Source organism: Methyloversatilis sp., from assembly GCF_030696805.1.
Taxonomy (GTDB): Bacteria; Pseudomonadota; Gammaproteobacteria; order Burkholderiales; family Rhodocyclaceae; genus Methyloversatilis.
In genome coordinates this window covers 48,159-59,056 of record NZ_JAUYRO010000051.1, presented here as the reverse complement: position 1 = coordinate 59,056, position 10,898 = coordinate 48,159, and the positions used below count along the sequence as shown (strand labels likewise).

Annotated in this window: 8 protein-coding genes and 1 pseudogene; 5 read left to right on the top strand and 4 right to left on the bottom strand. The window is 64.8% G+C overall.

Going from position 1 to position 10,898, the window contains the following annotated elements:
• Both pyrB and Q8R75_RS08930 read left to right on the top strand, forming a co-directional pair.
• A pseudogene (pyrB, locus tag Q8R75_RS08935) lies at positions 1 to 464 on the top strand (aspartate carbamoyltransferase catalytic subunit); the annotation flags it as partial.
• A gap of 46 nt (positions 465 to 510) precedes the next feature.
• Positions 511 to 1,809, top strand: coding sequence for a dihydroorotase (locus Q8R75_RS08930; RefSeq protein WP_305626003.1), 1,299 nt, complete (start codon positions 511 to 513; stop codon positions 1,807 to 1,809).
• Positions 1,810 to 1,906: 97 nt separating this feature from the next.
• Here the strand turns inward: Q8R75_RS08930 and Q8R75_RS08925 are convergent, their stop codons facing one another.
• Positions 1,907 to 2,473, bottom strand: a complete 567-nt coding sequence (locus tag Q8R75_RS08925) for a YggT family protein (protein WP_305626004.1) — start codon at positions 2,471 to 2,473, stop codon at positions 1,907 to 1,909.
• A gap of 54 nt (positions 2,474 to 2,527) precedes the next feature.
• Positions 2,528 to 3,340 (bottom strand): pyrroline-5-carboxylate reductase, encoded by an 813-nt coding sequence (gene proC, locus Q8R75_RS08920; RefSeq protein WP_305626005.1) that lies wholly within the window; start codon positions 3,338 to 3,340, stop codon positions 2,528 to 2,530.
• Positions 3,341 to 3,538: 198 nt separating this feature from the next.
• Here proC and Q8R75_RS08915 point away from each other — a divergent pair, with 198 nt between their 5' ends.
• Entirely contained in the window at positions 3,539 to 4,024 is a 486-nt protein-coding gene (locus Q8R75_RS08915) for a MarR family transcriptional regulator (RefSeq protein ID WP_305626006.1), read from the top strand.
• A 64-nt stretch (positions 4,025 to 4,088) separates the two neighbouring features.
• Here Q8R75_RS08915 and Q8R75_RS08910 read toward each other — a convergent pair whose 3' ends face one another.
• Together Q8R75_RS08910 and thiC are read right to left on the bottom strand one after the other, a co-directional pair.
• A complete protein-coding gene (locus tag Q8R75_RS08910) occupies positions 4,089 to 5,066 on the bottom strand; it encodes a PEP-CTERM sorting domain-containing protein (protein WP_305626007.1) in 978 nt (325 codons plus the stop codon).
• Positions 5,067 to 5,447: 381 nt separating this feature from the next.
• A complete protein-coding gene (thiC, locus tag Q8R75_RS08905; protein WP_305663642.1) occupies positions 5,448 to 7,397 on the bottom strand; it encodes a phosphomethylpyrimidine synthase ThiC in 1,950 nt (649 codons plus the stop codon).
• 469 nt (positions 7,398 to 7,866) lie between these two features.
• On the opposite strand from thiC, the gene Q8R75_RS08900 reads away from it, so the two are divergent.
• Positions 7,867 to 9,048 carry a porin gene (locus Q8R75_RS08900; RefSeq protein ID WP_305611464.1) on the top strand — a complete coding sequence of 394 codons (1,182 nt, stop codon included), beginning with the start codon at positions 7,867 to 7,869 and terminating at the stop codon, positions 9,046 to 9,048.
• Positions 9,049 to 9,117: 69 nt separating this feature from the next.
• A complete protein-coding gene (locus Q8R75_RS08895) occupies positions 9,118 to 10,800 on the top strand; it encodes a PQQ-binding-like beta-propeller repeat protein (protein WP_305611462.1) in 1,683 nt (560 codons plus the stop codon).
• The last annotated feature ends 98 nt before the right edge of the window (positions 10,801 to 10,898 follow it).

Sequence of the window (10,898 nt, the reverse complement as noted above, 5' to 3'; positions counted from 1 at the left end):
CGCAGCTGTCGGTGGCGGTCGTCGGCGACATCCTGCATTCGCGCGTGGCGCGCAGCCAGATTCACGCCCTGACCACGCTGGGCGTGCCCGACCTGCGCGCCATCGCGCCGAAAACGCTGCTGCCGGCCGACATCGACCGGCTCGGCTGTCGCGTCTTCCACGACATGGCCGAGGGTCTGCGTGGCGTCGATGTCGTGATGATGCTGCGGCTGCAGAACGAACGCATGCAGGGCTCGCTGCTGCCCAGCCCGCAGGAATACTTCAAGTTCTTCGGCCTGACGCAGGAAAAGCTGGCGCTGGCCAAGCCGGACGCCATCGTGCTGCACCCGGGGCCGATGAACCGCGGCGTCGAAATCGACTCGGCGGTGGCCGACGGTCGGCAGGCCGTCATCCTGCCGCAGGTCACTTTCGGCATCGCCGTGCGGATGGCTGTCATGGCGATGCTGGGGTCTGTTGAAGCGTGATGGCACCCCTCGACTCATTTCGACAGACCTCCGCCGGAGTCAACGCATGAAGATCCACATCAAGGGCGGTCACCTGATCGACCCGGCGCAGGACATCGATGCGCCAACCGACCTGTACATCGCCGCCGGCAAGGTGGTCGCGCTGGGCGACGCACCGGACGGCTTTCACGCCAACCGCGTCCTCGACGCCACAGGACGCATCGTCGCGCCGGGCCTGATCGACCTGTGCGCGCGGCTGCGCGAGCCGGGGCTGGAGTACCGTGCCACGCTGGAATCCGAAATGGCCGCCGCGGTCGCCGGCGGCATCACCAGTCTGGCCTGCCCGCCGGACACCGACCCGGTGCTGGACGAGCCGGGGCTGGTGGAAATGCTGAAGCACCGCGCACGCATGCTCAACCTCGCGCATGTGTATCCGCACGGCGCGCTGACCATGGGCCTGAAAGGTCAGCGGCTCACCGAAATGGGCGAACTTTTCGACGCCGGCTGCATTGCGTTCAGCCAGGCCAATGTGCCGGTGGCCGACACGCAGGTGCTGTTCCGCGCCATGCAGTACGCCGCCACGTTCGGCTACACCGTATGGCTGCAGCCGACCGATCTGCACCTGTCGTCCGATGGCGTGGCGCACGAAGGCGAAGTGGCCGCGCGGCTCGGTCTGACCGGCATACCGATACTCGCCGAAACGCTGGCCATCGGCCAGATGCTGCAACTGGCCCGCGCCACCGGCTGTCGCCTGCATCTGGCGCGCATTTCCAGCCGGGCCGGGCTGATGCTGATCGATCAGGCACGGCTCGACGGGCTGAAGGTGAGCTGCGACGTCGCCATCCACTCGCTGCACCTGTGCGATGTCGACATCGGCTACTTCGACCCGCAGTGCCGCACCATTCCGCCGCTGCGCGCGCAGTTCGACCGCGAGGCACTGCGCGCCGCGCTGGCCGACGGCCGCATCGACGCGCTGTGTTCCGACCACACGCCGGTCGATGACGACGCCAAGCAGGTGCCGTTCGCCGAAGCCGAACCGGGTACCACCGGGCTGGAACTGCTGCTGCCGCTCACGCTGTCATGGGCGCGCGAAATGCAGCTGCCGCTGCGGCTGGCACTCGCCCGCATCACGTCGGACGCCGCGCGCGTGCTCGGGCTGGACGCCGGTCACCTGCGCATCGGCAGCGCTGCCGACGTGTGCATCTTCGACCCTGATGCACCCGTCATGATCAGTCGCGCGACGTTGCGCAGTCAGGGCCGCAACACGCCGTTCATCGGTAGGGAGCTGCTGGGCAAGGTGTGCGCGACGCTGGTGTCGGGTCAGGTGGTGTACGAGACGCCCGCGAACGACAAGACCGCCCGGTAGAGGCGGCCAGGCGCCGCCCGAAGTGCATGATCGAAGGCCTGTTGTTGGGCATCGCTGTGCCCGTGCACCGGCGGAATGCCGCCGGGGTTCGCCCGCGTCACATGACCAGTGAGAAGATCTGGCGCGACGCCGCATCGATCAGGTAGAGCACGATCTGCAGCAGCAGGATGAGCACCAGCGGCGACAGGTCGACGTTGGCGATCGGGGGCACGACGCGCTGGATCGGCTGCAGGAAGGGCCGCGTCACGGCACCCAGGATGCCGCCCAGCGGATTGCCGGGCGACACCCAGCTCAGCACCGCCGAAATGAGCAGCGCGATGATCAGGAACCACACCGACAGGCGCGCCACTTCGAACAGCCCGCGCAGGAAGATCAGCGGAATCAGGTTGTCTGCACCGAGGCCGCCTTGCAGCGTGGCCGCCAGCAGCAGCAGCGCGACCTGCAGCAGCCAGGCCACGACGAAGGTCGCCATGTCGAGGCCGAACACAGCGGGAATCACCTTGCGCGCAGGCAGTACGGCCCAGTCTGTCGTCTGGATGACGAACTGGCCCAGCTGGTTGCGGAAGCTGACACGCGCCCACTGCATGTAGAAACGGGCGAGCAGCAATGTGGTGACGAAGCCGGCGACGGCGTTCAGGACGAGCAGGATCAGGTCGGTCAGCATGGATTCGTGGTGAGGTGATTCAGCAAGGAAAGATGATCGGGTCGCGGCCGGCGCCTATTGCGCACCCAGCTGGTCACCCAGCTCGGCGCCGCGTGCCGCTGCCGCGGCGAGTGCGCGCACGATCGAGTCTGCCACACCGTCGGCAGCCATCGACTTGAGCGCCGCTTCGGTCGTGCCGCCCTTGGACGTGACGCGTTCGCGCAGGGTGCCGGGCGATTCCGGGCTTTGCGCCGCCAGCGCGGCGGCGCCGGTGAAGGTGGCGACCGCGAGCCGGTGCGCCTGATCGGCGCTCAGGCCGAGCGCCTCGCCGCCGCGCACCATGGCTTCGATGAAGTGGAATACATAGGCCGGACCGCTGCCCGACAGGGCGGTCACGGCGTCGATCAGGCGTTCTTCCGCCACCCACACCGTGGTGCCGACGGCGGCCAGCACCTGTTCCGCCTGTGCGCGCTCGCTGTCGCTGACCGCGGCGTCGGCGTACAGGCCGGTCACGCCCTGACCGATCAGTGCCGGTGTGTTCGGCATGGCGCGCACGATGCGCGTGTAGCCGCCGAGCCAGCGCGACAAGTCAGCGGCGCGCAGGCCCGCAGCGATGCTCAGTACGGTCTGACTGTCGAGGCTGGATGCGAGCCCGGCACACACCTCGCGCATCTGCTGCGGCTTGACCGCCAGCACGATCAGGTCGCAGCGCAGCGCAGCCGCGTCTGGCGCTTCAACCGCCCGTACGCTGAAGTCGCGTGCCAGCCGGGCGCGTGCCTCGGCCTGCGGTTCGATCACGCTGATGCCCGCCGAGTCGCCACCGCGCCTGATCCAGCCGCCAATCAGCGCACTGGCCATGTTGCCGCCGCCGATGAAAGTAATCTGCATTGCCCGTCCCGTGAGTTAAGGCGGCCCGCCGGGCCACCTCGCCCCATGCCGCCGCGCGCTATGGTAACCGGCGACTGCAAAGCGGCGAAACGTCCTCGCGGCGCGTGCGTCCGCCGAACGTTCGCTCCGGGCCGGAGCACAATAATGAAGTGCCGCACACGTTGCCGGGTGCAATTTGATTGCTGCTACGATTGGGCAATGCCACAGAAAACCGATGCCCTTCCTGAAGCGATGGATCTCACGCCGGTAACGGCTCAGCTGTGCTTCACGCTGTACTCGTCATCGCTGACAATGACCAAGGCCTTCAAGCCGTTGCTGAACGAGATCGGCCTGACCTACCCGCAATACCTCGTGCTGCTGGCACTCGGCGACGTCGGCCGGGCGCTCACCGTGTCGGCACTGGGTCAACAGTTGTTCCTCGACTCCGGTACCTTGACGCCGCTGCTCAAGCGCATGGAAACCGCAGGGTTGATCATCCGCCGTCGTTCAACGGCCGACGAACGCCTGGTCGAACTGAGCCTGACCGAAGTCGGCCAGGACACGTGCCGGCGCGCCCGGGCGATTCCGGTGACGCTGGGCCCGGCCACCGGCTGCTCGGCGCGCGAACTGTCCGAACTGGTAGCTGCATTGCAGGGCGTGCGCTCTGCGCTGACGCGCCACCTCGATGCGGTGGCCGGAAACTGAACGCGGCAGGGGCCCATGAATGAAAGGGGCCGCATTCTCGGCCCCTTTCAATGCAGCGGCTGATTCAGTCGCGCCGGACGCGCCTCGCCGCGAAACCGGTCAGCGCCAGTCCCGCCAGCAGCATTGCGTACGACGACGGCTCGGGCACCGCGAGCACCGCCACACCGCGCATCTGTGACGGGCTGAACGGCAGGTTCGGGTCGAAATCCTGTTGCGCCCGGACCACTTCCACCACATCGCTGCCATCGAGCGTCATGCTGAGGATGCGACCGGCGCCCAATGTGGTGTTGCCTTGCGGTGTCGTGAAAAGGGCCTGCAGCGCCGAAACGTAAATCGTGTCGGCGGTGACATCGATGCCATTCAGGAAGCCCAGCCCGCTGGCCAGCGTGGTGAGGTCGCTGCCGTCGAGGTTGCTGCGCTTCACGAAGCCATCGGTCGTCGTCAGGTAGATGTGGCTGGCGGTGACTTCGAAGTCATACGAGGTCAGGCCGGTCAGCAGCGTCTGCACGTTCGAGCCGTCCAGGTTCGAGCGCATCAGGCGGTTCGACGTGCCGACCTGACTCCAGAACACGCTGTCGGCGGTCACGTCGATCGCAAACGGTGACGTCAGCCCGCTCTTGAACACATCGGCGGGCGGGAATTGCAGCGACGGGTCGAGCGTCAGGATGTCGCCCGAGTTCTGCCGCGTGACATACAGCAGTCCGCCCTGCACATCGATGTCGTAGGCGCCGGAAACGTTGTACGACTTCAGATCTGAACCGTCGGGCAGCGCGGACACGACGCGGTTCAGTTGCTGGTCGGGCCACCAGATGCGTCCGCCGACGACCTCGACGCCATTCGGCCCCTTGACGCGGGTCGGGTCGGTCACCAGCGCGCTGGACGTGCCGCCCGGCACGGTCGCCGTGTTGATCGACCCGACGGTCTGGAATGTCGGCGTGAACCGCTGGAAGGTTTCCGACCACACCAGCTGGTCAGCCGCCATGGCGGTAAAGCTGCTACAGGACAGCGCAAGCGCGAGGAACTGACGACCCCGTTTTTTCATTTTTGGTGATCTCCGGATCTGAACGGCGATGAACGTTTTCGCCCGGAGAGGCCGGTAGCAAGCGGCATTCCTTCGTACAGCAAGGGTTGGGCCGCGAGGACCCGAGCGGCCATGGCGACCCGGTGTGCGAGCACTTCGATCAATGTGTCGGCGCAGAAATTCCCTTTTTCAATAACGGGTTATCGAGTCGATGGATGTGCGAGGAATGCCGAGGAAGTATGACGTTTGATGGCGGCCTCCGGGCGGCGTCGGCGGTGTTCGCCATGTGCCGGAGCGTCGGACTGTCATGACGAAGGTTCGGTGTAAAAAAATCCGACGCGTCGGCAGCACACCGCGCCCACAAAACCGTCGAGGTTTTCGTGGGCGCCCTCCGCGGCGGCCTTACACCTTCCTGTACACCTCGGCGCCCTGCTTGACGAACTCGATCGACTTCGTCGCCATGCCCTGGGTGAGCGCAGCCTCGTTGCTGAGACCTTGTGCGGCGGCGTAGTCGCGCACGTCCTGGGTGATCTTCATGCTGCAGAAGTGCGGGCCGCACATCGAACAGAAGTGGGCGAGCTTGGCGCCGTGCTGGGGCAGCGTCTCGTCGTGGAATTCGCGCGCCTTGTCCGGATCAAGCCCGAGGTTGAACTGGTCGTCCCAGCGGAATTCGAAGCGTGACTTGCTCAAGGCGTTGTCGCGGATCTGCGCGCCCGGGTGACCCTTGGCCAGATCGGCGGCGTGCGCGGCAAGCTTGTACGTGATGATGCCGGTCTTCACGTCGTCCTTGTCCGGCAGCCCCAGGTGCTCCTTCGGGGTGACGTAGCAGAGCATGGCCGTGCCGTACCAGCCGATCATCGCCGCGCCGATGCCGCTGGTGATGTGGTCGTAGCCGGGGGCGATGTCGGTGGTCAGCGGCCCCAGCGTGTAGAAGGGCGCCTCGTCGCACCAGTCCAGCTGCAGGTCCATGTTCTCCTTGATGAGCTGCATCGGCACGTGGCCCGGGCCTTCGATCATCACCTGCACGTCGTGCTGCCAGGCGACCTGCGTGAGCTCGCCCAGCGTCTTCAGCTCGGCCAGTTGCGCCTCGTCGTTGGCATCAAAGATGCTGCCCGGACGCAGCCCGTCGCCCAGGCTGAAGCTCACGTCGTAGGCCTTCATGATTTCGCAGATCTCTTCGAAGTGCGTGTAGAGAAAGCTCTCCTTGTGGTGCGCCAGGCACCACTTGGCCATGATGGAGCCGCCGCGCGACACGATGCCGGTCATGCGGTTGGCGGTCATCGGGATGTAGGGCAGGCGCACGCCGGCGTGGATGGTGAAGTAGTCCACGCCCTGTTCGGCCTGCTCGATGAGCGTGTCGCGGAACATTTCCCAGGTGAGCTCTTCGGCCTTGCCGTCGACCTTCTCCAGCGCCTGATAGATGGGCACGGTGCCGATGGGCACCGGCGAGTTGCGGATGATCCACTCGCGGGTTTCGTGGATGTGCTTGCCGGTCGACAGATCCATCACCGTGTCGCCGCCCCAGCGGATGGCCCAGGTCATCTTGTCGACCTCTTCGCCGATGGACGAGCCGAGCGCGGAGTTGCCGATGTTGGCGTTGATCTTCACCAGGAAGTTGCGGCCGATGATCATCGGCTCCGCCTCCGGGTGATTGTTGTTGGCCGGGATGATGGCGCGCCCGCGGGCCACTTCATCGCGCACGAACTCGGGCGTGATTTCGGCGGGGATGGATGCGCCGAAGCTCTGGCCCGGGTGCTGACGCCCGAGCAGGGCGGCCATCTTCGCCCCCGTCGGGCCGGAGGCCTTGAGCGACTCGATGTATTCGCGCCGCTGCAGGTTCTCGCGGATGGCGATGTATTCCATCTCGGGCGTGATGATTCCACGCCGGGCGTAGTGCATCTGCGAAACATTGGCACCCGCCACAGCACGGCGCGGTGCGCGGTGCAGGCCGGGGAAGCGCAGATGGGCGGTGGCCGCATCCAGGGCGCGCTCGGTGCCGAAGGATGAACTCAGACCCGGCAGCTGTTCGGTGTCTCCGCGCTCGGCAATCCAGCCGGAGCGAACACCGGGCAGGCCGGAGCGGATGTCGATCGAGGCGGCAGGGTCGGAGTAGGGGCCGGAGCAGTCATAGACATAGACCGGCGGATTCTTCTCGGCGCCGAAGGAGGCGGGGGTGTCGGACTGGGACACTTCGCGCATGGGCACGCGGATGTCCGGGCGCGAGCCTTCGATGTAGACCTTGCGCGAATTGGGCAGCGGCGCGATGGCCGCCGAGTCGACGTGCGCCTGTGCGGCGAGGAAGGTGTCGCGGGAATCGCGCGAGTCGTGGGACAGCGGGTCTTTGGCGTTCATGAAAGCTCCTGTGTTGTGCGGCTGCGGCGATGTCACCACAGGCGCACGGTGTGCGTCTGTACGGTTCAGCAATTTCCAGTCCACGAAGCGGACGCATGACGCGGAGATGGCGCGCGTCCGCGCTGCGTGGCCGTCAATCCTTTCCGGGTCCGGATCGGCGCCCACCGGGCTCCATGGGCAAGTTGCGGTCTACCCGTGTGCGGCTCGTCGGGCGCGCTGTATGGCGTCTCACGGAACGCTTGCGACGCCGTGCGCGGGGCCGATACAGATGTCGCAGTTTTTCTGCCTCGGCCAAGACATCTGTCGCATGTCTCTGCCGGCGAATCTCAGAGGTCGGGAAAAATACCCAGTCAATTCAATGCTGTGAGAGTTGGCATGGATTCTGCCCTTGTGTTCTGCGACGAAGGCGTTGCGGAAAGCGGCGCCGCGTCGAAGCTCGAAGTTTCGACATCAACAATCGGAGGGGAGTATGAAAAAGAAGATCTCTGGCGCTTCGGCGCAGGGCGCACGCAACGCATGCACGCTGGCCGCTGCAGTCGCTGCGGCAATGATGATGGTTCCCGGTGTGGCGCAGGCCGACATCGTGATCGGTGAAATGGGCGGTACCAAGCTGTCGATGTTCGGCATCATCGACGTTGGCCTGCTCTACAACAGCAAGGGCAACGCCGCCGGCGACAGCAAGACGTCGATGGAAACCAGCGGTCTGCGTCAGACCGTGATCGGTTTCAAGGGCGAACGCGATCTGCAGCCGAATCTCACGGCGTTCTTCAATCTCGAATCGCACTTCGACACCAACGACGGCTTCCTGCACGGCACCGGTGATGCGCCGCGCGGCGGTACGAACAACACGCCGCTGTTCCGGCGTCAGGCGAATCTGGGTGTGCGCGGCGACTGGGGTAGCGTGACGGTTGGTCGTCAGTATGGCCCGGCACTGCTGGCCCACATCGGCACCGAACCGCGTGCCTTCAAGGAACAGTTCTCCAATCTGTATGCATGGGCCTACGGCCAGTTGTTCACGACCGCCAATGCGGCGGGCGGCGACCGCAACACCAACAACGATGTGGGTATTTTCTTCAGCAACTCCGTGCAGTACAGACATACTGTCGGCCCGGTGAATTTCGGTGTGCTGTACGCGTTCGGCGGTCAGGCGGGAGCGCTCAAGGACAACCAGTCGTATGCCCTGGGCGCGACCTACAACGGGCCGATCACGCTGTCCGCGTCCTACCAGGCGATGAATGACGAACAGACCGGTCGCAGCAATATCGAGCACACGTCGCTCGGCTTCGCGATTCCGTTCGGCGACTTCATCTGGAAGAACAACTGGATGAATGCCAAGAACGATGCACGCACCGGCGCGGAACTGGCCGACATCAACGGCTTCGGCACGGGCCTGGACTGGAAGTGGCACGCCAAGAATTCGGCCACGGTGGCGTACTACATCAACAAGGATGACGCGAACAAGACGGACGAAACAAAGTTCCTGGTCATCAGCAATGACTACCAGTGGCGTCCGGACACCACGCTGTACGTGCAGTTCGCGTACGCCGATGCCGATGCAGGCGCGACGCTGCGCACCAGCATCGTCGCCGCGGGCGTGACTGCCGGAGAGAAAAGCACGCTGCTGAACGTCGGCCTGAATTTCATGTTCTGAAGCAACGCAACTGTCTGAACACCCGGGGCCGAACCCGGGTGAATGAACTCAGTGAATGGAGATTGATAGATGACCGCCTCACGCAAGATGTTCCGCCTGTCTGCTGGCCTTCTGGCAGGCTCGGCGCTGTCCCTTCTGACCGCGGCACCTGCCATGGCACAGGGCAAGGCCGGCTTTGAAGATCCGAACAACTGGCCGGAATATCACCGCACCAGCAATGCCTGGCGCTTCAGCCCGCTGAACCAGATCACGCGCGAAAACGTGAAGAAGCTGAAGGTCGCCTGGATTCACCAGCCGGGCAACATCACGCACGGCCTGCAGTCGACGCCCATCGTCATCGATGGCGTGATGTATACGATTTCGGCTAACAACAACGTCTGGGCGATCGATGCTGCCACCGGCAAGACGCTGTGGCAGTACGCACCGAAGCTCGACAAGATCGTCGAACAGGTGTTCTACGGCGCAGCCAGCCGCGGCGTGACCGTGGGCCGCGGCAAGGTTTTCGTGGGTACGCTGGATGGCCGCTTCATCGCGCTCGACCAGAAGACCGGCAAACAACTGTGGTCGACGCAGCTCACCGATCCGAAGACGCAGTACGGCGCATTGTTCTCCGCCCCGCCGCAGCTGGCCGGCAACATCCTGTTCGGCGGTACCACCGGCGGCGATCAGCCGATCTCGGGCAAGATCTACGCCGTCAACGCCGACACCGGCAAGCCGGCGTGGACCTTCGACGTGATCAAGAACGATCCGAAGAGCTGGCCGGGCGACAGCGGCAAGGTCGGTGGCGGCAGCGCCTGGATGCCGGGTACCTACGACGCGAAGACCGACACCATCTACATCGGTACGTCGAACGCAGCCCCCGACTACTACAACTACGACCGCAAGGGCGACAACCTCTATACGGCTTCGCTGCTCGCGATCGAAGGCAAGACGGGCAAGCTGAAGTGGCACCGTCAGGAAGTCCCGAACGACTCGTGGGACTACGACTCGGCGTATGAAGCGCTGATCGTGCAGAAGGACGGCAAGGACGTCATCGTCCACCTGAACAAGGGTGGCTTCGTGTTCGTCATGGACAAGAAGGACGGCGCGCTCGAAAACGTGTGGCAGTTCTCCGAGAACGTGAACTGGGTCAAGGGCATCGACCCGAAGACCGGTGCGCTGATCGATCCGATCTACCCGGAAGTCGACAAGGTAAAGACCTTCTGTCCGAACCTGCTCGGTGCGCGCAGCTGGAATCACGGCGCCTACAACCCGGGCACTGGCCTGTGGTACTCGCATGCGATGGAAGTCTGCAACGAAGTGGTTGCCGGCAAGGATGATCCGGACAATCTGAAAGCAGTCTCGGCGCTGTCGCTGGGTATCGAGTCGATCAAGCTGGTACCGCCGCCCAGCGGCAAGCCGCATGGCCGTCTGGATGCGCGTGATCCGCTGACCGGCAAGCTCAAGTGGTCGATCAAGTACGACCTGCCGCCGCTGTCTTCGGTACTCACCACGGCAGGCGGACTGGTGTTCACCGGCGATATGGAAGGCAAGATCCTCGGCTACGACGCTGAAACCGGCAAGGAACTGTGGTCATTCATTTCGGGCTCGGGTCTGCGTGGCGGACCGGTCAGCTACTCGGTGAAGGGCAAGCAGTACATCGTGTTCCCGACCGGTCTGGGCTCGCATGCTCCGGGCTTCCTCGCAGGGGCCTTCCCGCAGATCAAGGATCTGCCGGGCGGCGCTGCGATCATCGCTTTCACGTTGGAGTAGCAACGTTGGAACCCCCGGCGCGTGGCTCCGCGCCGGGGTGGCATGTCTCCTCATTAACAGGCGGTTACTCATGTTGCTGCCTGTTTTTTTTCGTTCAC

Excerpts from the sequence above, each read along its gene's own strand:
- Q8R75_RS08915 (WP_305626006.1), top strand. The coding sequence starts at position 3,539 with ATGCCACAGAAAACCGATGCCCTTCCTGAAGCGATGGATCTCACGCCG.
- Q8R75_RS08910 (WP_305626007.1), bottom strand. The coding sequence starts at position 5,066 with ATGAAAAAACGGGGTCGTCAGTTCCTCGCGCTTGCGCTGTCCTGTAGC.
- proC (WP_305626005.1), bottom strand. The coding sequence starts at position 3,340 with ATGCAGATTACTTTCATCGGCGGCGGCAACATGGCCAGTGCGCTGATT.
- Q8R75_RS08925 (WP_305626004.1), bottom strand. The coding sequence starts at position 2,473 with ATGCTGACCGACCTGATCCTGCTCGTCCTGAACGCCGTCGCCGGCTTC.
- Q8R75_RS08895 (WP_305611462.1), top strand. The coding sequence starts at position 9,118 with ATGACCGCCTCACGCAAGATGTTCCGCCTGTCTGCTGGCCTTCTGGCA.
- Q8R75_RS08900 (WP_305611464.1), top strand. The coding sequence starts at position 7,867 with ATGAAAAAGAAGATCTCTGGCGCTTCGGCGCAGGGCGCACGCAACGCA.
- Q8R75_RS08930 (WP_305626003.1), top strand. The coding sequence starts at position 511 with ATGAAGATCCACATCAAGGGCGGTCACCTGATCGACCCGGCGCAGGAC.
- thiC (WP_305663642.1), bottom strand. The coding sequence starts at position 7,397 with ATGAACGCCAAAGACCCGCTGTCCCACGACTCGCGCGATTCCCGCGAC.